Origin of the sequence: Pseudodesulfovibrio hydrargyri (genome assembly GCF_001874525.1) — a bacterium.
GTDB classification, from domain to species: Bacteria; Desulfobacterota; Desulfovibrionia; order Desulfovibrionales; family Desulfovibrionaceae; genus Pseudodesulfovibrio; species Pseudodesulfovibrio hydrargyri.
The window spans coordinates 1,990,093-2,010,572 of the sequence record NZ_LKAQ01000004.1 but is presented as its reverse complement, the minus strand read 5'-3'; the positions used below and the strand labels follow the sequence as shown (position 1 = coordinate 2,010,572).

Here is a 20,480-nt window from a genome sequence, read left to right as displayed (position 1 = left end):
CCTATTTGGCATCGAAGATCTGCTCCCCCTTCCAGTCGGCCGCCGGGGGCCGGGAAGTGAAGGTCCGGGCCAATTCCAGGAAATGCCCGGCCAGCCGGTCCGGGCCGTGACCGGCGAGATAGCGTTCAAAGGCGTCGGCCGCCGCCGCGAACTCCCTGGCCAAAAGAAGATCGAAACAGGCGTCCCACTCCGCAAGCCGCGCCTCGGCGCCCTCATCCACGGCCAGGGGAGCGTACACCCCGGTCGAGCCGTGCCGGGTGCCGAGCAACTCGTACACGCCCACCCCGGCCGAGGTGCCCTTGGGCACGACCCGCCCGGCGAAGCGGAAAACGAAGGACTCTCCGGCCGCGAGCCGGGTGGTCTCGCTGACCAGGATGGACGAGCCCAGGTACTTGTTCAGTCCCTCCAGGCGGGAGGCCATGTTCACGCTCGCGCCGATGGCCGTGTAGGCCATGCGGTCCGCGGAACCGATGTTGCCGACCACGGCCTCGCCGGTGTGGATGCCCATGCGCGTCTTGAACTCGGGCAGGCCCGTTTTCCGCCGCCCCCGGTTGAACACGCGCAGGGCGGACCGGCAGCGCAGGGCCGCCAAGCAGGCGTCGTGGGCGTGGGCGGGGTTGCGCACCGGGGCGTTCCAGAAGGCCATGACCGCGTCGCCGATGTATTTGTCCACCGTGCCGTTGGTGCGCAGGATGACCTGGCTGACCCGCTTGAAATACTCGGTGATCTCGGCTGTCAGCGCCTCGGGCGACAACCCCTCGGACAGGCCGGTGAACCCCTCGATGTCGCTGAACAGCAGGGTCAGTTCCCGCCGGTCCCCGCCCAGGGCCGGGGTGATGTCGTTGGTGATCATGCGCTCGACCAGGGGCCGGGGCACGTAGCTGCCGAAGGCGTTCAACGAGCTGCGCATGGTCTCCAGGGCGGCGGCCAGGTCGCGGATCTCCAGGATGAAGGTCTTGATGCGCACCGGGACGCGCAGGTTGAAGGCGCGGATGTTCTCCACCGACCCGGTCAGCAGGATGAGCGGACGGCTGATCAGCTTGGCCACGCCGTAAATGATGGGCAGGGTCAGGATCAGCAACGCCAGGGAGACGAGCAGGGTCTTCTTGCCGATGGCGGCGATGGGTCCGGTGAACCGTTCCTCGGGCACGGCCACGGCCACGAACAGCCCCTTGCCGTATTCGGCGGGCAGCGGATCCACACGGTACAGGTAGCGGACCGCGTCCACGGACAGTTCCCCGGACTCGGTGCCCCGGCCCCCGTGAGCCCCGTACTCCCGCACCAGCGCGGACAGGGACGGGACCCCCAGCCGGTCAATCTCGGTTTCACCCGACGCTTCGGTGTCCGCCGCTTCGGGGGGAGGCGAGAGGCTCCGCGCCAGCCGCTCCAGGTCCGAATAGGCGTAGACCTTGCCCGCGCCGTCGAAGATGGCGATCTCGCTGTTGTCGCCCAGGGACTGCCGCCTGACGAAGCGGCAGAGATTGGCCAGGGACAAGTCCACGCCGAACACCCCGGAGACCCGGCCCTCGAACCGGTGCGAGACCGTGATGCCCGGCTCGCCGGACAGGGAGAACGCGTAGACGTCGCTCAGGTTCGGCCCGTCGCGTTTCTCGGCCGACTCGTACCAGCAGCGCCCCCTGGGGTCGTAGTTCACCCCGCGCGTCACCGAGGAGCCCACGGTGACGAACCCCGGGTCCAGGTACTTCTTCAGCTCGTACCGGGTGCCGTCCTCCAGGTGGCCGATGTTCTGGGTGTACCAGACCGCGTCGGCCGGGATGCCCAGCCGACGCTTCATGCCCTCGCGCCCGTGCAGGGTGGAGACCAGGTAGAAATCGCCGTCGTCAAAGCCGATGTATAGGGAGGTGAAGTCCGGGTGCTGCTCCAGGAACCGGAAGAAGACGTGGCTCATGGGGTGGGAGTGGATCGACCCCTTTTCGGCGATACCCGGGAAATCCACGTAGATGTCCGTGGTGTTGAAGGCCGTGTCGAAGAGCAGCCTGGAGCGCTCGGAGACCGAGTCCCCGGCCCGCGCGAGCAGCTGGCGGGCAGAGACCAGAGCGGCCGAGGAATTGCCCAGGTACCCGTACAGGACCACTGCCGAGACGATGGCGACGATCAGGATGGAGAACACCGTGACGATGTTCAGGTAAAAGGGAAAACACCGCTTCATTCCGCCTTACCCCGGGACTGTTGCATCGGCCCGAACCGGGCCGGACAGGGCCATATCCTGGTCTATTCAGTACACCAGAATCCCTTTTCAGTTCAACAACAATACATAATTCCTGTATAAATATATAACACATCGTCACAAACCGGAGCGTCAGGGCCGGATTCCCGGCTTAGCGGCGGAAGGTGATGCGCAGGGTGGTGCCGGTTTCCTCGCCGGTGTTCATGGTGATGTCCGCGCCGTGGGTCCGGACGATGAGGGCGGCGAAGTAGGTACCCAGCCCGGTGCCGTTCTCCTTGCCGTGGGTGACGTATTTCTCGAAGAACCGTTCGCGGATCTGAGCGGGCACGGGCGCGGGGTTGGCCACGGTCAGGCAGGGCCGCCCGGCGTGGTCGAACTCCAGGGACACGGTCACCTCGTCGCCGGACCGCGAGGCCTCGACCGCGTTCTGGACCAGGTTGCGGCACATGGTCCGCAAGAGCGGACCCTCGCCGGACACGGTGAAGGTCTCGTCGCCGACCACATCCCGGCCGTGCAGGCGGATGGTCAGGCGCACGCCGCCGCTCGTCAGCTGGGGAGCGAGTTCCTCCTCCAGGTCGCAGAGGGTCTGGACCAGGTCCGTGGGCAGCCTGTTCAGGGCGTAGACCCCCTTTTCCATCTTGAACATGTCCAGATGATTGCGGATCATGTCGAGCATGCGGTAGCCGGCGGCCCGGATGCGCTTGATGAGCTTGACCTGCTCCGGGGAGAGATCGCCCTGCTGAAGGAGCAGCTCCGGGTAGCCGATGACCAGGCTGAGGCCGGACTTGAGGTCGTGGCGATTGATGCGCTCGACCTCCTCGCGGATCATCTCGGCCTGGGCCCGGCGCTCGATCTCGCTGTGCAGGCGGCGGTTGTACTTGAGCAGTTCCAGCTGATTGACCTTGAGCTGGAGGGTGCGCTCCTCCACGCGCTGCTCAAGCATCTCGCGGTGGCGGCCCAGGCGCGCGTCGCGGTCCTCGATGCGCCCGAGCATGGCGTTGAACTCGGCCACGAGCACGCCCAGTTCGTCGTCGCTGACGTAGTCCACCCGGCGGGAGTAGTCGCGGCTGCCGGAGATGTCGCCGATGACCTCGGTCAGTTCGCCCAGGGGGTCGCCCAGCCTGCGCCGGAACCGGCCCGCCAGCTTGAGGCTGACCACGAACACGCAGAGCAGGACGAGCGCCCCGCTGAAAAGGTAGGATTTGAGAAAACCCCACTGCCCGGCCAGGGAGACGTTCACGGCGACCAGGCACCCCTTGTTCCCGGACGGGACCTCGGCGGCCACGGTCAGGGAGGACAGGGCCGTGGACACGCCCGGCCCGGCCAGATCGGCGAAGTCCGGGGGCGCGCCGTAGGCGGCGAACACCGTGCCGTCGCCGAGATAGACCGCCGCGCCCGTGACCCCGGGGGTGAGGGACAGGGTGCGGAGGTTCTCGCCAGCGGCCTCGGGATCGTCGAAATCCACGGGCGCGGCCAGGGACGCGGCCATGAGTTCGGCCAGGGAGCGGGCCTTGTCCGCGCCGTCCTGGCGGTAGGCGTGGATCATGGGCACGGCGTTGAGCAGAAAGCTCAGGGCCAGGGCCGCCAGGGTGGTCCCCAGGATGGCCGCCGCGATCTTCCGCCCGAGCGGGGTCATCCTGGCGTCACTCACGAGGCCCTCCTCCATGCACGCGGGCCAGCTGCAGCAGCCGGGAACTGACCGACAATCCGGCGCGCCGGGCCGCTCCAAGGCCGACCTCGAGCTTGAGCCTGCCGCCCCGCATGTAGAAATTGACGACCGCGCCCAGTGCCGGGCCGTCCGGGTCCTGGGTGATGGTCAGCACGGGTTTGTCCGCCACCCGCTTGAGGATGGCCGCCGCCTCGCGCCGGGACGCCCCGGCCAGGACGAGCACGTCGCAGTCGGCGGGCCACCGGACCAGGCGGAAATGGGGCCCCGCGCCCTGGTCCGTGGCCGGGAAATAGGGACGCAGCCGGGCCGGGTCCGTGGCCGCGACGATAAACGGTTCGCCCGGGGCCGGGCCCGCGCCGTCCGGCCAGGCCACGTACTTGACCAGCCGCTGCACGTACAGGGCGCGCAGCTGGTCCGGGGTGGCGGTCAGGCGGTCTTCTGCCGGGGCCGGGCGAGCCGGGCACAGAACCGCCCAGGCGAGGAAGGCGAGGAGAAGCGGGCGCAGCATGCCCATCAGAAATCCCAGGTGATCCGGCAATCCACGCTCGGCCCCACCGCAAGGTCGGAGAACTGCTTGTGGGAGCCGCCCAGGTTGCGGCCGATGAGCTCGAGCAGGAGCGTGTCCGAGGCCCGCCAGGAGGCGTGCGCGTCCACGCTGAAATAGGCGGGCAGGTGGAGCTGGTCCGGGCTGTCCAGGTAGCCGAAAAAGAGGTCCAGCCCCACGTCCTCGCGCGGCTTGGTCAGGATCTGCAGCTTCATCTCGCTGCCCATCCCCTCCTCGGGCATGGAGTCGCCCACCGGGCCGGAGTCCAGGCCGTAGATGTTCTGGTAGATGAGGCTGACCGACGGCTTCAGGGTCAGCCAGTCGGCGGCGGTCCATTCGAACATGGCCTCCAGGCCGTAGGCCGTGCCCTTGAGGGAATTGGTCACCCTGGCCGTGTTCGTGGCCTGGTCCAGTTCGAGCATGAGCAGCTCGGAGTAGTCGTTGACGTACAGGGAGAGGTCGAATCGGGCGTCCGGGGTCAGGGCCTGGCGGTACCCGGCCTCGTAGGAGATGAGCTTTTCGGTCTCGAGGCTGTCCGGGGCCAGGATCCGGTAGTCCGTGCCCCTGACGTTGATCCGGTAGTCGCGGCTGCGCTGGTAGCGGGTATCGGCCCGCACCCCGCGCGAGACCGCCAGCCAGTACTCGGCGTCGTCCCGGGTGTGCAGCAGGCGGACCGTGGGCTGGAGTTCCACGTCCCCGCCGCCGAGCACGTCCGTCTTCAACCCCGCGATGAGGTAGAGGGATTCGGGCAGCAGGGTGATGCGGTCGCGGAGAAAGCCGCTCCCGGTCCAGTTGTAGATGTGCCCCTGGTCGAAATTGCCCAGGTCCTCGCCGTGCACGTCGTCCCAGATGTACTGGGTGCCCGCGCCCCAGGTCAGGTAATGGCGGCCCATCTGTTCCATGGCCGAGGTCAGTTCCGCGTCCAGGGCGTTCACCCCGCCCTCCAGGTCGGCGAGCATGGCCGTGTCCCGGGTGTAGGAGGTCCGAAAGCGCAGGTTGGAGTCCAGGCCGGTGGCCCGGTCCCAGACGAACTGGGCGTAGCCGTTGACGTCGCTCCTCGATTTGCTCTCCGGGGGGCCGCCCGGGCCGCCCGGCATATCCTCCTCGGTCTGGGACCGGACCAGGTCGGACTGCACGGACAGGGCGTCGGTAAAGGCGTTCTCCCAGTCGGCGCGCAGGCCGCCCTGGACCTTGGACCACTCGTGGCCGTCGCGCTCCCCGCGCCGGTCGTTGAGCCAGTCGCCGTTGAGGTACTCGCCCGTGCCGTAGACCGCCACGGCCGCGTTCTCCCCGGCGTCCCAGCCCTTGCGCACGGTCTGGGACGCGCCACGGGTGCCCGCCGTGGTCACGGTCTGCCCGCCTTGCAGCTCATAGGCGTTCTTGGTGATGATGTTGATGACCCCGGTAAACGACTCCGCGCCCCACAGGCTGGTGCGGGTGCCGCGCACCACCTCGATGCGCTTGACCATGCTGATGGGCACGATGTTGTCCCACTGCACCCCGGTAATGACCGGCGAGGTCACCGGCCTGCCATCCACCAGGACCAGGTGCTTGTTGCTCAAAAGCCCGTTGAAGCCCCGCACGCCCACGGCCCAGCGGTCGGTGTTCATCTGGGCCACGTGCACGCCGGGCACCAGTTGCAGGGCCTCGGGCACGTTGGTCGCCCCGGAGCGGAAGATGTCCTCCTCGGTCAGGACCGTGACCGCCGCGGGAATCCGCGACAGGGGCTCGGCCCGGCGGGTGGCGCTGGCCACCTCCACCTGCATGAGCTCCTCCAGGCCGAGGCCGGACAGGTCGTCCTCGGCCCGCGCGGCCGGAGAAAGGAAAAACAGGATCGCGAGGCTCAGAAAAACCGGCCGCCACCGGTCGAGCCCCATCTACACCGCCTCTTCCTGCGGAACGGCCAGGAGGTAGCCCCGACCCCGGATGGTCTTGATGCAGACGTGGCGGTCCAGCTTCTTGCGCAGGTTGCTCATGTGCACGTTGAGCACGTAGTCGTCGAAGTCCTCGCCACGGCCCAATGCCCTTTCCATGAGGTCGGTGCGCTCCACCACGTTGCCCATGTTCAGGGCGAGCATCTCCAGGATGTCGAATTCGGTGGAGGTCAGGTGCACGGGCTCGCCGCCGATGGTCATGTTCCGGGCATTGCGGTTGAGATGGACCTCGCCGATCCCGATGCCCGGCTTGGCCTTGGCCATGGCCGGTTCGCCGCCCTCCCCGGCCCCCCTGCCGTAACGCCGCAGCACAGCGTGGATGCGGGCCAGCAGTTCGCGGAGCTGGAACGGTTTGGACACGTAGTCGTCCGCGCCCATCTCCAGGCCGATGACGCGGTCGATCTCCTCGCCCCGTCCGGTCAGCATGATGACCGGCACCCCGGACACGGCGCGCAGCTTGGTCAGCACGTTGAACCCGCTGGTATCCGGCAGCATGACGTCCAGGATGACCAGTTCGTAATCCCCGGCCCTGGCCATCTCCAGACCGGCGCTCCCGGAAACGGCGGCGTCGAGGCCGATGCCCTCGCCGCCGAGATAGGCCCGCAGCAGTTCGGCCAGTTCCGGGTCGTCGTCGATCAGCAACAGATCTTTCATCAGCATGCTCCTTTTGAATGCATCATAAAGATTCAGAAGAAATTATGACATAAAATCAGCGTTAATTAATGTTAAGAACATTAAGAAATATCCATTTACTATTCAGAAAACGACATACTACCGCGCAAAACGGCACGCGGAATTTTTTTCCTCCATGAACGATATCCATATTGCATCCGTATACATGGGGCAGTTTTGGTTCTCCGATCATCGTGACGGAGAAAATGCATGGAAGCATAACCATTCAAGGAGGAATCATGTCTCTCGTAGTCAACAACAACCTCATGGCGAATGCCGCGGCCCGGAACCTGAACAGCGCCTACACCAAGCTGGGCACGTCCACGGAAAGGCTGTCCTCGGGCCTGCGCGTCAACTCGTCGGCCGACGACGCCGCCGGGCTGGCCGTGCGCGAACTGATGCGCTCGGACATCTCCACCCTCAACCAGGGCATCCGCAACGCCAACGACGGCATCTCGATGATCGAGACCGCCGACGGCGCGCTGTCCGTCATCGATGAGAAGCTCATCCGCATGAAGGAATTGGCCGAGCAGTCCGCCACCGGCACCTACACGGACGCCCAGCGGCTGATCATCGACTCCGAGTACCAGGCCATGGCCTCGGAAATCACCCGCATCGCCAGCGCCACGGACTTCAACGGCATCTACCTGCTCAACGGCAACCTCTCGGCCGAAGGCGTGACCATCCACTTCGGCACGGGCAACGACGCGGCCGAGGACAAGTACGCCGTGACCATAGGCAGCACGACCGCCTCGTCCCTGGGCGTGGGGCTGTCCGCCGGAGCGGACAAGGCCGGCGCCGTGGTCTCCACCCAGGAGGCCGCCCAGAACGCCCTTGCGGCCCTGAACTCGGCCATCGTCTCCAAGGACAACATCCGCGCCAACCTGGGCTCCATGCAGAACAGGCTGACCGCGACCATCTCCAACCTCGAAATCCAGGCCGAGAACCTGCAGGCCTCGGAATCGCGCATCTCCGACGTGGATGTGGCCACCGAAATGACCGAGTACACCAAGGAGCAGATCATAACCCAGTCTGCCGTGGCGATGCTCTCGCAGGCCAACTCGCTCCCGCAAATGGCCCTGTCGCTCATCGGCGGCTAGTCCGCACCTTCTCACCGGGGGCCGGTTCCGAACCTTCGGGGCCGGTCCCCCATTGGTACTATCGCCCGGCACCCCCGGGCGGTTGCACTTTTCCCGCATGAGAAGGCAAAAAACTCCCCCCTCCCGCCGCGCGCCCGGTCCGGGCCGCCCCGCGCCCCTTCACGCGCCGACCCGCCTTAAATTTTCTTCAGTTTCTCAGGCAAAAACCGTTGCCCGGCGAAAAATCTTTATCTCCCGCCAACATTTCATGAACAAAAAACAATCCAAATTGACGTAATCTTGATGTCGAACGGCACCTGCGTTGCTCAACAGCATTGCAGGAGGTTCACAATGAGCAGCACAATAATGGAGATTCAAAAACGGTATGATGAGATATCCTATGACAGCCTGTTCAAGGAACATTCGAGGCTCATATATAAACTCATTATCAACTTCGTAAAATCAAGGAACATCCATCTCCATAGTTCGGAGATAGATGACATATACCAGGAAATCGCACTGAAGATTTTCAAGAATGACTACATCTCGCGTTACAACGACGAGAAGAGTTCCTTCATCACCTGGCTCAACATCATCTGCCGCACCACGGCCATCGACTACTACAGAAAGAATTTGCGCTGGATGGAGTCCGTGCTTTCGGACGTTCCCGCGCGCGGCGCGGAGGACGGCCCCGAGGCCGCCCTGTTCAGCCTGCCCGCCGGCGTGCTGACCGACCGCCAGGCCGAGGTGATCACCCTCTTCTACAAGGAGGGTCTGGTCGCAGGGGAGATCGCCCGCAGGCTGGGCATCACCCCGCCCACGGTGCGCAGCATCAAGTTCCAGGCCCTGGACCGGCTGCGCGCCCACTACGGGGCCTCGGCCCCCGCGCCCGAAACCAACACACCGGATCACCCGGAAAGGAGGAAGGTCTCATGAGCATCGAAACCACCAGCTACTACGAGTCCCTGCTCGCCTCGACGAACACCGCGACCGCGACCGCGTCGAGCTCCACGTCCCTGACCTCGGACGACTTCATCAGCCTGCTGTGCACCGAGCTCCAGTACCAGGACCCCACCGAGCCCATGGACAACAGCCAGATGGTCGACCAGATGACCCAATATTCCCAGCTCGAACAGCTGACCGAGATGAACGGGAAGATGGACACCCTGACCGACAGCATCTCCTCGATGAGCGCCTCCTACGGCCTGGACTACATCGGCAAGGACGTGGAGGCCGAAGGCTACACCATCCGCAAGGACGGCGACGACATCTCCACCCTGTACCTGACCCTGGACGACGACGCCGCCGAAGTGACCCTGAACATCTACGACTCGAACGGGTCCATCGTGGACTCCCAGACCTACGCCGGCATCGACGCGGGCACCGTGTCCTTCACCTGGGACGGCACCGACTACGACGGCGACGAGGCGGGCGACGGCTACTACTACGTCCTGGCCTCGGCCACCGACGCGGACGGAGACGACGTGGGCTGCACCACCACGACCACCGGCACCGTGACCGGCGTGAGCAACACCGACGACGGCGTGATCCTGACTCTGGACGACGGCCGGACCGTGAACCTGGCCGACGTGACCTACGCCACCCAGTAACCCCGACCGAACCCTTCAAGGAGCGACATCATGAGCATCAGCGGATCCATGTACACCGGCATCTCCGGACTGCAGGCCCAGAGCCAGGCGACCTCCGTGGTCAGCAACAACCTGGCCAACTCGACCACCACGGGCTACAAGTCCGTGTCCATCGCCTTCGAGGACGTCTTCTACTCCACGGTCTACGCCGGGGGGACCATCGGCCAGGTGGGCAACGGCGTGACCACCTCGTCGCTGACCACGGACTTCTCGCAGGGGGCCTACGAGTCCACCAACACGGTCACGAACGTGGCCATCAACGGCGACGGCTTCTACATCGTGGTCGACCCGGACACGGACACCACCTACTACACCCGTGACGGCGGCTTCACCTTCGACACCAACGGCTATCTGGTGGACTCCCACGGCAACCGGGTCCAGGGCTGGGAGACCGTGGACGGCTCCATCACCGGCGGGCTGGTGGACATCCAGCTGGACAACTCCCAGTCCCCGCCTCAGGCCACCAGCGAAGTGGCCATCCAGGTCAACCTGGACTCCACCGAGACGGACAATACCGCCTCCTCCACCAACCCCTACGCCTCCCTGTTCGAGATCTACGACGGCACCTCGGACCCCGCTCTGGACGACTCGCGCTACGCCTACCAGACGACCATCTCGGTCTACGACGAGAACGGCGCGGCCCACGACCTGACCGTGTACTACGACCCGGTGACCACCGACGACGGTTCCATCGTCTGGGAATACACGGTCTGCTGCGACGCGGACGAGGACATGCGCGACTTCGCGGGCACGGACATGGCCGACACCAGCGGCGCGGGCATGCTCGTCACCGGCACCCTGACCTTCTCGTCCTCGGGCGACCTGCAGTCCATGACCGCCTTCACCCTGTCCGATACCCCGACCGACACCACCGATCCCCTGGCAGCCGAGAACTGGGTCCTGGCCGAATTCGACGACAACGGGCTGCCCGTGTTCGAGGCCAACTTCACCGGCGCGGCCGAGAACCAGGAGATATCGTTGGATTTCGGCATCTCCAACTCGGACTTCGCCACGGGCACGGGCTGGGACACCTCGGGCGGGATCGACTCCCTGGACGACTTCACCGCGACGACCACCCCGGACCAGCTGCCCGCGTTCAACACCGGGGTCCTGTCCACCCGGGCCACCACCAGCACCACGTCCAGCTCGGCCACCTACACCTTGAGCCAGGACGGCTACGCGCCCGGCGAGTTGACCGACATCACCATCAGCGAGAACGGCGTCATCGAGGGCAGCTACACCAACGGCCAGAGCCAGGAGCTGTACACCTTCGCCCTGGCCGACTTCACCAACAACCAGGGGCTCTACTCCGAGGGCGGCAACCTCTACTCCGCCACCACGGACTCCGGCCAGGCGATCATCGGCACGCCGGGCTCGGCCGGGTTCGGGACCCTGGCCTCCAACTCCCTGGAGCAGTCCAACGTGGACACGGCCACCGAGCTGACCAACCTGATCATCATCCAGGCGGCCTACCAGGCCAACTCGAAGATCATCACCACGGCCGACACCCTGCTGTCCACGGCCATCGGCCTGAAGCGCTAGGCGCGGGCCTGACAGGAGGACGTGATGATCAACAATCTCTACAACATAGGGAAGACCGCCCTGCAAAACGCGCAGGTCTCGGTCAACAACGCGTCCAACAACATCGCCAACGCGGACACCACCGGCTACCAACGCACCTCGGTGGTCTACGAGAGTTCGGGCTCCATCACCGCCCTGGGGCTGACCGTGGGCACGGGCGCGGACGTCACGGCCATCCAGTCCGAGTGGGACAAGTTCGTGGAGACCCAGTACCTGGACGCCCTGGCCGACCTGGCCGCCCAGTCAAGCTCCCTGGACTACCTGAACCAGCTCGACTCCCTGCTGAACCAGTCCGAGGGCGGCCTGTCCGACGTCATGGAGGAGTTCTTCGACGCCTGGAACGAGCTGGTCACGGACCCGGACTCCCTGTCCGCCCGCGAGGACCTGCTCGGCCAGACCGAAACCCTGGTCTACGCCCTGAACTCCACCTCCTCCACCCTGGACGCCATGGTCGAGGCCATCAACGCGGACATTCAGGACCAGGTGGACGAGGCCAACCAGCTGATCGACGACCTGGCCAAGGCCAACGCGGCCGTGGCCGCCAACCCGGGCGACAACCAGGCCGTGGCCGACCGCGACCAGATGATCCGGGAACTGGACGCCCTCATCGGCGTGGACGTCCTCTACCATTCCGACAGCACGGTCACCATCCTGACCGAGGAGGGCTACACGCTCGTGGACGGCACCGACACCCACAACCTGGTCTACGCCGACGCCCGGACCGGCGCATCCCTGGTGCGCGGCTCGGACTACGACGGGACCCTGGCCTACTCCGGCGAATCCGGCGAGGAACTGCTCATCGAGTTCGTCACCCCGGGCGCGGACGGCACGGCCCAGTTCAAGGTCTCCACCGACGGCGGCAACACATGGCTGACCGACGAGGACGGCGACGTCATGCTCTACACCGCCGATGGCGAGGACGGCGCGGTGGAAATCGAGGGCGTCACCCTGTGGTTCGAGGACGGCACCATGGACCACGCCCAGGGCGACCGCTACACGGTCATGGCCAAGTCCGGCCTGTACTGGGAATCCGGCGACGGGGAGCTGAAGAACATCACCCCCCTGACCGATGACGGCGGGGACACCGTGTCCGGGCGCACGCAGAGCGGCAGCCTGGCAGGGCTGTTCACCACCCGCGACGACACGGTCTACGACACCATGGACGGGCTCGACGCCCTGGCCGAGTCGATCATCTGGGAGGTCAACTCGGCCCACTCCCAGGGCGCGGGGCTGGCGCATCACACGTCCCTGAACGCGAGCTACGCGGCGGATGACACCTCGGCCGCGCTGGCCGACAGCGGCCTGTACTTCGCGGACAACATCCAGGCGGGCGAGCTGGCCCTGATCACCTACGACGCGGACGGCAACGTCTCGACCTCGTCCATCCTGTCCGTGGACCCGGCGGCCGACTCCCTGGACGACCTGGCCGCCGACATCAACGCGGCCTTCGGCGGTGAGCTGACGGCCACGGTCACTGCCGACGGGCAACTTCAGCTCACGGCGGGCACGGACATGGAGTTCGAGATCGCGGGCGACACCTCGGGCGTCCTGGCCGCCCTGGGGGTGAACACCTACTTCACCGGCACGGACGCCGGGAACATCGGCATCGACGAATACGTGGCCACGGACACCACGCACCTGAACACCGGCGCGGTGGGCGAGGACGGCCTGGTGGCCACAGGCTCCAATGACACGGCCACCATCCTGGCCGGGCTGGGCGACGAGACCGTGACCGTGGGCGGGACCGAGACCACCCTGACCTCGGCCCTGGCCGCCCTGGTGGCCTCGGTGGGCTCGGCCGCGTCCGCCGCCGAGCTCAAACAAACCTACGCCCAGACCTCGGTGGACTACCTTTACGAGCAGCAGGCCTCGACCACCGAGGTCAACGTGGACGAGGAGCTCATCGCTCTGACCAAGTACCAGCAGGCCTACGAGGCCGCCGCACAGATCATCAGCGTGACCAGGGAAATGATGGACACCGTCCTGGACCTGGTCTGACTCAAAGGAGACCGACATGCGCATCAGCACGGCACAAATATTCTCGCTGTCCCTGAACCAGATCAACTCGTCGCTCAACGACGTCACCGAGCTGACGATCATGAACTCCAGCCAGAAGAAGGTGAACAGCCCGTCCGACGACCCGGCGGGCATGGGCAGGATGGTCGAGTTGAGCGGCTTCCAGCAGTCCCTGACCGGCTACCTCGACAACTGCGGCGTGGCCCTGGACTACCTGGATACCGCAGATCAGGTCCTGTCCACGGCCAGCGAGACCATCACCGCGGCCCTGGAACTGGCCGAGCAGGCCTCCACCGAGACTTACACCGACGAGGAAATGCGGATGATGGCCCTGGAGATGCGGGGCTACCTGGACGCGCTCTACGCCATCGCCAACACCCAGATGGGCTCGGACTCGATCTTTGCCGGGGACGATACCGAGGACAACGCCTACGAGATGGGACTGGGCGTGACCCTGCAGGGCGACTCCCCGAGCCGGACGGACTTCGTGAACCTGACCGGCGAGGTGGACGGCACCGTGGCCGTGCGCTTCACCTCGGACGGCGCGGTGGGCACGGACGCCCTGGATTACGAATACTCCACGGACGGCGGCGAGACCTGGACTTCGGCCGTTCTGGCCTCGGGCGACACGGTCCTGGACCTGGCCGACGCGCAGGTCGAGCTGGCCTCGGGCACGGCCGTCACGGCGGCCGACGATGACGGGGGCGGCTCGCGGTTCTCACTGCGCCAGGCCTGCGTCTATACCGGCAGCGACAAGGCCATGTCCGTGGCCGTGTCCGAGAGCACGTCCGAGGACATGACCACCGTGGGCAGCGACATCTTCGGCGGGGTGGACCAGGCCACGGGCCAGCCCTATGGCTCGCCCAACCTGTTCGAGACCCTGTCCGACTGCATCGTCCACATGGAAAGCGGCGATTCCGGCGCGGTGGCCCAATGCCTGGAAGACCTGGGCGACTGCCACGAGACCGTGGAGGCGGGAGCGGCCGGTGTGGGCGCCAGGGAGAACAAGATCACCTACACCCAGACCTCCCAGTCCCTGGTCAAGAGCTTGGCCGCCAACGCCGCAAGCTCCATCGAGGACGCGGACGCCGCCCAGCTCGTGGTCGAGCTGGAACAGGCCAACTACGTGTACCAGGCGGTCCTGTCCACCGCGTCCAGCGTCATGAGCATGTCCCTGCTCGACTACATATAGGAGGCCGCCATGGGCTACGTCTCATCCCTTTCCAGCTCCGTCGAGGCCTACGAACCGCTGACCACCTCGGGCGACGTGTCCTTCTCCGGGCTGGGCAACGGCACGGACTTCTCCGAAATCATCGACGCCACCATCGACGCAGAGAGCTACCAGCTCGAATCCTACCAGGACAAGAAGGAGGAGTACGAGTACGTCATCGACCTCATGGAGCAGCTCTCGGACGAGATCGACGAATTCAACGACATCCTGGACGACATGGACGAGCCCGACGAGTTCTACTCCATGACCGCCGAGGTCAGCGACGACCAGGTGGAGGTGGACGCGGACGGCGGCGCCGAGGCGGGCATCCACACCATCGTGGTCGACCAGCTGGCACTGAACGATGTCTGGGTCAACACCGGGACCGGGTACGACTCCGGGGACTCGGTGGTGGCCGCCTCGGCCACCACCCTGACGGTGGAGTTCGGCGGCGAGGCGGTCGCCATCGACGTGGCCGCCGGGACCACCCTGGAGGGGCTGGTCTCGACCATCAACGGCTCGGTGGACGCCCGCGACAAGTTCGAGGCCTCGATCATGGACGACGGCGACGGGGCCTACCTGGTGCTCAAGAGCTGCGACGCGGGCAGCGACAACACCCTGGCCGTGACCGGCACGGGCACCCTGACCGGCATGAGCGCGGCCGGGTTCGTCAACACCCAGGCCGGACAGAATTCCCGGATCAAGGTGGACGGCTTCCCGCCGGGCGAGGACGACTGGATCGAGCGCGACTCCAACTCCATCGACGACGTGATCGACGGCCTGACCTTCGAGCTCAAGGACACCACGGACGGCGATACCCTGCAGGTTTCGGTGGGCTACGACACGGACGACATGTTCGACAAGATCGTGGAGTTCCAGGAGGCGCTCAACGCGGTCATCGAGGACTTCCAGATCCTGACCGGGCGGGTGACCGAGGAGGAGGACTCGGACGAGGAGACCTACACCGTGGACAGCTACGCCCTGGACATCGTCTACAACAACATCAAATCCATCCTGTCCTCGTCCGCCCTGGGGTTCACGCGCTACGACGAGGAGACCGGCGGCGACTACTACAACGCCCTGTCCCAGATCGGCTTTTCCACGGACACGGACGAGGACTCGGCCACCTACGGCCAGCTGCTCCTGGACGAGGACGACCTGGAGGAGGCCCTGGACAACGACGCCGAGGCCGTGGCCTCCCTGTTCGCGGCCCGGGCCGAGGGCGAGTCGGACAGCGAGGACTTCCAGGTCATTTCGGTCATCGACGGGGTCACCGGGGCCGGGGAGCACAGCGTGGAATACACCGTGTCCGGCGGGCAGCTGGTCTCGGCGTACATCGACGGCGAGGAGGCCACGGTGGACGGCTGGACCATCCTGGCCGGTTCGGGCGACGCCAGGGGGCTGTATATCTCCGTGGGCACGGCCGCGGACGGCGACTACTCGGGCACGGCCCGGGTCAAGCAGGGCAAGATCGGCGAGCTGTCCGACTCCCTGGACACGGTGACCAACGCGGAGACCGGCTCCCTGACCATCCTCATCAACCACTACGAGGAGAACGTCACCAGCCTGGACAACCAGATATACAACGAGGAAAAGCGGCTCGACGCCATGGAAACGTCGCTTGAGCGCAAGTACGCCGCCCTGGACGCCCTGCTCGCCACCTACGACTCCCAGAGCACCGCCCTGACCTCGCTGATCGAGGCCTTGTAGCCGGGGCCGGCCGAACCGGTCCCGGCGTGTTCCTGTTCCCCAAAAAACGGCCGCCCCGAGGGGCGGCCGGGGGCCTTGGCCCCTCAGAGGAAGGTCTGCCGGAACCGGCTACGCGCTCAGGCTCAGGGCCGAGGCGTACGCGCTCGTGTCGAACCCGCCCCCCTGCATCTGTCCGTAGGCCTCCGCGCCGGACGCCTGGTCCGTCGAAGAGGAGCCCATCATGTCCAGCAACTGCTGGAGCTGCTCGCCGTCGCCGGTCTGCTTGATGCCGGAGAACATGCCTCCGGACTGGAGCTTTGCCGCCATCGAGTCGATCCTGGACCGGGCGTCGGCCTCGAGCTCCTCCTGGGAGACGAACCCGTCCTGGTTGGTGTCCAGGGCGTCGAAGGCCTCGGTGTCGATGGTCTCGCCATCCCCCACCGCAAACTCCGACTGGCTGAGTTGGCCGTCGCCGTCCGAATCCATGGCGTCGAGGAAATCGGAGGCCATCTGCCCGGCATCCGGCTTCTCCGGAGGCCGCATCATGCCGCCCTGCATCCCCATCACGCCGCTCATGGAACTCACGGATTGAATATCCATAGGCATCTCCTGGTTGTTCCGCCTGTCCCGCCGCCCGGCAACTGCCGGAGGACAGCCTCCCCTTCCCGTGGGCGGGCAGGCGGGCCAAAGCGGACCGTTCACCAACTGTATCGGGCCGGGCGCCCGTCCGGATACCCGGCGGGCCATCAAGAATTATTAAGGTCGCCGCACGGGTGTGAGAGTCAGGGGTAAATGGCCGGGCTTGCCCACCGCCCGTGGAGGAATATAGAGAGGGGCCAGGAAGGGATGCCGGGACCCGGCACGGAGGCGGAAATGAGCCCTGAATCATACGAATACGACGTCCACGAATACAAGCGGGGGTTCACCCGCAAGCGGATCAGCTCCATCCGGGAGGTGCCGCTGACCATCATGCTCAACGGGCGCGAGGTGGTCACCCTGCTGTGCACCGCCAAATACCCGGAGTACCTGGCCGTGGGCTTTCTCAAGTCCGACGCCTTCATCTCCAGCCCGGCCCAGCTCACGGACCTGACCGTGCGCGACGAGGGCGACCGGCTGGTGGCCGAGGTGGAGGTCTGCCACGACCCGTGGAAGGACCGGATCATGGAGCGGTCCATCACCTCGGGCTGCGGCAAGGGGACCAACTTCGGGCGCAACGTGGCGACCATCTCCAAGCGCAAGGTGGGCGGCGACGTGCACGTCGCCCCGGACCAGATCCTGGCCCTGGCCAGGGAGCTCCACGAGCGCTCGACCCTGTACAAGCACACGCGCGGCTGCCACAACTCCTCCCTGTGCACCCCCGACGAGATGCTCCTGTTCCGCGAGGACATCGGGCGGCACAACGCCATCGACATGCTCTGCGGCCAGTGCTTCCTGGACGACGTGGCCGTGGACGACAAGATGATCGTCTCCACCGGGCGCATCGCCTCGGAGATCCTGCTCAAGGTGGTCCGCATCGGCGTCCCGGTCCTGGCCTCCACGGCCGTGGCCACCAGCTTCTCCGTGGAGCTGGCCAGGAAGACCGGCATCACCCTCATCGGCAACATCCGCGACGACAGCTTCTGGGTCTACAACGACAACGGGCGGATCACCGGCTTCTGATTCCGGGTCCCGGGCCCGGGACGCATGATTTTTTTCGCCGTTGTAACCGACCTGTTTTATTGATCCATTCTATTCAAAATATGCCTATTTTGGCATAATTCATTAAACAAATGCATTGTATTTCAAGTAGATATATAAAATAGTGCCAAAGCTTGAGTAAGTGCAAGACCTTTGGCAAGATAGCGTTCCCCTCCGATACTGTTTTTCAAGATCGGAAAACACTCTGGAGAACCACATGGAACGCAACATGGCCCTTGAGACGAGCAGGCTCGACCGGAAGCTGGCCCAGCTTCGCAAAAAGTCGTACATCTCCGCCGAACTCATCGACTTGCTCGATGCGGTGACGCACCTCCAACTGGCCGCCCTGCCCGAGGCCGAGGTGACCCTGCCTCCGGACGGCGAGCTCACCCCGCCCGAGGCCGTGCTCCAGGGCGTGTCCCTGATCAACCGCGAGAACTTTCCCTATGACGCGGCCCAGGCCGAGGAACTCCTCGGCAGGCTGGTCGACCTGGTCGGCAAGTCCGAAGGCCCTCTGGGCGAGGGCGCGAAAATCTTGGCCCAAGCCCTGGACAAGGGCGACCTGACCCCGGCCGAGCTGTTCCGGCGCGTCCTGGACGACGACACCACTTTTTTCGCGACCTGGGCCGAACGCATGCCCGACGCGCCCCGGACCCTGCCCTTCCTGGCCCTGGCGGCCATGGGGCCGTCCATCGAGGCCGCGGCCGGGATGCTGGCCGAAAAGCTGCCCGAGATGAAGGTCACGCCCGTGGGCACCTGCCCGGTCTGCGGGTCCATGCCGCTGATCTCCTCCCTGGAGCAGAAGGAGGGGTTTAGGCACGCCACCTGCTCGTTCTGCCGCCACCACTACCGGATCAAGCGCATAGCCTGCCCGGTCTGCGGCGAGGACGACCACAAGAAACTGACCTTTTTCACCGTGGACGAGGAGCCCGGCTTCAGGGTGGACGTCTGCGATTCCTGCAAGAGTTATGTGAAGACCATAGACTTCCGGGACCTGGACCGCGTGGCGCTCCCGGTGCTGGACGACCTGGATTCCCTGGCCCTGGACTACGTGGCCGCGAACCAGGGTTACCGGCGGGCCACCCTGTCCGCCTGGGGGTTCTAACAGCCGGAGGGGCCATGCCCGAAACGCAACGGGACGTCATGTCGAAGAATTCGCACATCCTGCCGGTCATACCGCCGCCGGACAACACCGCCTCCTTCGAGGCGCTGCTCCGCGACGAGGACAAGGCCAGGGACTATTTCCTGGAGCTGGCCTGGCCCACGGGCGATCCCTTCTGCCCGCGCTGCGGGCACCGCAAGGTCTACACCCTGTCCGGCGAGCGGCTGCGCTGCGCCTCGTGCAAGTATACCTTCCAGCCCTTCTCGGGCCGGTGGATCAACAACGGGGCGCTCACCCCGGGCGAGTGGCTGCGGCTCATCGTCCTGTTCGTGGAGGAACGCTCGGTCCACCAGATGAAGGAGGAGCTGGGCCTGTCCTACAACACGGTCTACAAGGCGCTGACCGCCATCCGCTTCGCCATCCTGGCCAACGCCCTGGACGCCCGGCAGCTGATCAGCCCGGCCACGGGCCTGGACTCCTACCTCAAGGGCAACCGGCTGACCGGCGGCCCGCGCGAGATGCGCATGGACACCATTCCGGTCTACGGCATCCTGCGCCGCGACGACCTGGTCTTCATCGATCTGGTGCCCGGATTCCAGGCCGAGACCCTGTTCCACTTTCACATGAACTTCCACCTCAAGCTCATCCGCTCGGGCAACCTGGTCTACACGGACCGCTACAAGGAGTATGACGCGCTCATGTTCTGCGGCAACGACTCCCTGCCCTACGAGGTCATCCGCCGCTACGACGAGCCCCCGCACATCGACGCGGTGGACGACGAGTTCTGGGAGTACGCCCAGTCGCGCATCAAGAAGTTCCGGGGCATCTCCTGCCAGCGCTTCCCCCTGTACATGAAGGAGCTGGAATTCCGCTTCAACAACCGCCACAAGCCCCTGGGCGAGATCCTGGCCGCCTATCTCTGCGCCCTGGTGCCGAACACGGACTAGCCCGCCGCCCGGCCATGACGAAAAACGGCCCGGTCCGATGGTTCGGAACCGGGCCCTTTCGCGCGGGCCGCCCGCCGATTTCGCCCGCTTTCACCCGGTGTCAAACCGTGGGGCGGAAATCCATTTATGCCAAATCCGACATAAAGTAGATGCAGCAATAGCGCCATCCGGTTAAAAAAAACATATTTTTCGCTGTGTGAAAAAGGTTGTAAGAACGCTCCCTTTGCCCGCTCGCCCCGGATTCATCATAAAGGGGATAACAGTAGAAATGGGAGAGGTATGCGCATGCGCATGAACAACCAACATTTGCCGGCTGCCGCCGCCGTGATCCCCATGCCCTTCGCCGGGCTGGGATTCGCCGTGGCCGAGGTCCGACAAGCGGCCCGGGAGATGACCCCGGCGGTCCATCGCCACACGGGCGAGCCCGCCGTCCTTCCGGCCGGTTGCGGCCCCGTCGCGCAGTCCGGCGGCTACAGGCTTCTCGTGGCGCTCGGCCGCGAGATCCGCGGGCGCTGACCCGCAC

Annotated in this window: 17 protein-coding genes; 11 read left to right on the top strand and 6 right to left on the bottom strand. The window is 65.6% G+C overall.

Annotated elements, in window-relative coordinates:
* Window position 1: 1 nt before the first annotated feature.
* The 5 genes from BerOc1_RS13625 to BerOc1_RS13605 all read right to left on the bottom strand — a co-directional run bounded on the left by BerOc1_RS13625 (window position 2) and on the right by BerOc1_RS13605 (window position 6,989).
* A complete protein-coding gene (locus BerOc1_RS13625) occupies window positions 2-2,170 on the bottom strand; it encodes an adenylate/guanylate cyclase domain-containing protein (protein WP_071546218.1) in 2,169 nt (722 codons plus the stop codon).
* 169 nt (window positions 2,171-2,339) lie between these two features.
* Entirely contained in the window at window positions 2,340-3,839 is a 1,500-nt protein-coding gene (locus BerOc1_RS13620; protein WP_071546217.1) for an ATP-binding protein, read from the bottom strand.
* Entirely contained in the window at window positions 3,832-4,371 is a 540-nt protein-coding gene (locus tag BerOc1_RS13615) for a YfiR family protein (protein WP_071546216.1), read from the bottom strand. Before BerOc1_RS13615 ends, BerOc1_RS13620 begins: the two co-directional genes overlap by 8 nt.
* Entirely contained in the window at window positions 4,371-6,278 is a 1,908-nt protein-coding gene (locus BerOc1_RS13610; RefSeq protein ID WP_071546215.1) for a TonB-dependent receptor plug domain-containing protein, read from the bottom strand. The genes BerOc1_RS13615 and BerOc1_RS13610 overlap by 1 nt, the downstream gene beginning before the upstream one ends.
* Entirely contained in the window at window positions 6,279-6,989 is a 711-nt protein-coding gene (locus BerOc1_RS13605; RefSeq protein ID WP_071546214.1) for a response regulator transcription factor, read from the bottom strand.
* A 257-nt stretch (window positions 6,990-7,246) separates the two neighbouring features.
* Between BerOc1_RS13605 and BerOc1_RS13600 the strand changes: the two genes are divergently transcribed.
* The 7 genes from BerOc1_RS13600 to fliD all read left to right on the top strand — a co-directional run bounded on the left by BerOc1_RS13600 (window position 7,247) and on the right by fliD (window position 16,252).
* Window positions 7,247-8,107 carry a flagellin N-terminal helical domain-containing protein gene (locus BerOc1_RS13600; protein ID WP_071546213.1) on the top strand — a complete coding sequence of 287 codons (861 nt, stop codon included), beginning with the start codon at window positions 7,247-7,249 and terminating at the stop codon, window positions 8,105-8,107.
* Between the two features lie 330 nt (window positions 8,108-8,437).
* Window positions 8,438-9,022 carry an RNA polymerase sigma factor gene (locus BerOc1_RS13595; RefSeq protein ID WP_071546212.1) on the top strand — a complete coding sequence of 195 codons (585 nt, stop codon included), beginning with the start codon at window positions 8,438-8,440 and terminating at the stop codon, window positions 9,020-9,022.
* Window positions 9,019-9,696: a flagellar hook assembly protein FlgD gene (locus tag BerOc1_RS13590; RefSeq protein ID WP_071546211.1), complete on the top strand. Its 678-nt coding sequence runs from the start codon at window positions 9,019-9,021 to the stop codon at window positions 9,694-9,696. The genes BerOc1_RS13595 and BerOc1_RS13590 overlap by 4 nt, the downstream gene beginning before the upstream one ends.
* Window positions 9,697-9,726: 30 nt before the next feature.
* The gene (locus BerOc1_RS13585; RefSeq protein ID WP_071546210.1) at window positions 9,727-11,277 is read left to right on the top strand and encodes a flagellar hook protein FlgE; all 1,551 of its coding nucleotides are present in this window, start codon (window positions 9,727-9,729) and stop codon (window positions 11,275-11,277) included.
* 24 nt (window positions 11,278-11,301) lie between these two features.
* Window positions 11,302-13,314 (top strand): flagellar hook-associated protein FlgK, encoded by a 2,013-nt coding sequence (gene flgK / locus BerOc1_RS13580; protein ID WP_071546209.1) that lies wholly within the window; start codon window positions 11,302-11,304, stop codon window positions 13,312-13,314.
* A gap of 16 nt (window positions 13,315-13,330) precedes the next feature.
* The gene (locus tag BerOc1_RS13575) at window positions 13,331-14,524 is read left to right on the top strand and encodes a flagellin N-terminal helical domain-containing protein (protein ID WP_071546208.1); all 1,194 of its coding nucleotides are present in this window, start codon (window positions 13,331-13,333) and stop codon (window positions 14,522-14,524) included.
* Between the two features lie 9 nt (window positions 14,525-14,533).
* Window positions 14,534-16,252, top strand: coding sequence for a flagellar filament capping protein FliD (fliD, locus tag BerOc1_RS13570; protein ID WP_071546207.1), 1,719 nt, complete (start codon window positions 14,534-14,536; stop codon window positions 16,250-16,252).
* Between the two features lie 108 nt (window positions 16,253-16,360).
* Here fliD and BerOc1_RS13565 read toward each other — a convergent pair whose 3' ends face one another.
* Window positions 16,361-16,831: an EF-hand domain-containing protein gene (locus BerOc1_RS13565; RefSeq protein WP_071546206.1), complete on the bottom strand. Its 471-nt coding sequence runs from the start codon at window positions 16,829-16,831 to the stop codon at window positions 16,361-16,363.
* Between the two features lie 273 nt (window positions 16,832-17,104).
* Between BerOc1_RS13565 and fdhD the strand changes: the two genes are divergently transcribed.
* The 4 genes from fdhD to BerOc1_RS13545 all read left to right on the top strand — a co-directional run bounded on the left by fdhD (window position 17,105) and on the right by BerOc1_RS13545 (window position 20,473).
* Window positions 17,105-17,890 (top strand): formate dehydrogenase accessory sulfurtransferase FdhD, encoded by a 786-nt coding sequence (fdhD, locus tag BerOc1_RS13560; protein ID WP_071546205.1) that lies wholly within the window; start codon window positions 17,105-17,107, stop codon window positions 17,888-17,890.
* A 235-nt stretch (window positions 17,891-18,125) separates the two neighbouring features.
* Window positions 18,126-19,013 carry a formate dehydrogenase accessory protein FdhE gene (locus tag BerOc1_RS13555; protein ID WP_071546204.1) on the top strand — a complete coding sequence of 296 codons (888 nt, stop codon included), beginning with the start codon at window positions 18,126-18,128 and terminating at the stop codon, window positions 19,011-19,013.
* Window positions 19,014-19,051: 38 nt separating this feature from the next.
* Window positions 19,052-19,957, top strand: a complete 906-nt coding sequence (locus BerOc1_RS13550) for a transposase (RefSeq protein ID WP_443197721.1) — start codon at window positions 19,052-19,054, stop codon at window positions 19,955-19,957.
* A 291-nt stretch (window positions 19,958-20,248) separates the two neighbouring features.
* Window positions 20,249-20,473 carry a hypothetical protein gene (locus BerOc1_RS13545; protein ID WP_129586540.1) on the top strand — a complete coding sequence of 75 codons (225 nt, stop codon included), beginning with the start codon at window positions 20,249-20,251 and terminating at the stop codon, window positions 20,471-20,473.
* Window positions 20,474-20,480: the final 7 nt, after the last annotated feature.

What these genes read in the sequence shown, in the direction of transcription:
- fliD (WP_071546207.1), top strand. Translation starts at nt 14,534, where the DNA reads ATGGGCTACGTCTCATCCCTTTCCAGCTCCGTCGAGGCCTACGAACCG.
- BerOc1_RS13590 (WP_071546211.1), top strand. Translation starts at nt 9,019, where the DNA reads ATGAGCATCGAAACCACCAGCTACTACGAGTCCCTGCTCGCCTCGACG.
- fdhD (WP_071546205.1), top strand. Translation starts at nt 17,105, where the DNA reads ATGAGCCCTGAATCATACGAATACGACGTCCACGAATACAAGCGGGGG.
- BerOc1_RS13625 (WP_071546218.1), bottom strand. Translation starts at nt 2,170, where the DNA reads ATGAAGCGGTGTTTTCCCTTTTACCTGAACATCGTCACGGTGTTCTCC.
- BerOc1_RS13585 (WP_071546210.1), top strand. Translation starts at nt 9,727, where the DNA reads ATGAGCATCAGCGGATCCATGTACACCGGCATCTCCGGACTGCAGGCC.
- BerOc1_RS13605 (WP_071546214.1), bottom strand. Translation starts at nt 6,989, where the DNA reads ATGAAAGATCTGTTGCTGATCGACGACGACCCGGAACTGGCCGAACTG.
- BerOc1_RS13565 (WP_071546206.1), bottom strand. Translation starts at nt 16,831, where the DNA reads ATGGATATTCAATCCGTGAGTTCCATGAGCGGCGTGATGGGGATGCAG.
- BerOc1_RS13610 (WP_071546215.1), bottom strand. Translation starts at nt 6,278, where the DNA reads ATGGGGCTCGACCGGTGGCGGCCGGTTTTTCTGAGCCTCGCGATCCTG.
- BerOc1_RS13555 (WP_071546204.1), top strand. Translation starts at nt 18,126, where the DNA reads ATGGAACGCAACATGGCCCTTGAGACGAGCAGGCTCGACCGGAAGCTG.
- BerOc1_RS13545 (WP_129586540.1), top strand. Translation starts at nt 20,249, where the DNA reads ATGAACAACCAACATTTGCCGGCTGCCGCCGCCGTGATCCCCATGCCC.
- BerOc1_RS13575 (WP_071546208.1), top strand. Translation starts at nt 13,331, where the DNA reads ATGCGCATCAGCACGGCACAAATATTCTCGCTGTCCCTGAACCAGATC.
- flgK (WP_071546209.1), top strand. Translation starts at nt 11,302, where the DNA reads ATGATCAACAATCTCTACAACATAGGGAAGACCGCCCTGCAAAACGCG.
- BerOc1_RS13600 (WP_071546213.1), top strand. Translation starts at nt 7,247, where the DNA reads ATGTCTCTCGTAGTCAACAACAACCTCATGGCGAATGCCGCGGCCCGG.
- BerOc1_RS13595 (WP_071546212.1), top strand. Translation starts at nt 8,438, where the DNA reads ATGAGCAGCACAATAATGGAGATTCAAAAACGGTATGATGAGATATCC.
- BerOc1_RS13550 (WP_443197721.1), top strand. Translation starts at nt 19,052, where the DNA reads ATGTCGAAGAATTCGCACATCCTGCCGGTCATACCGCCGCCGGACAAC.
- BerOc1_RS13615 (WP_071546216.1), bottom strand. Translation starts at nt 4,371, where the DNA reads ATGGGCATGCTGCGCCCGCTTCTCCTCGCCTTCCTCGCCTGGGCGGTT.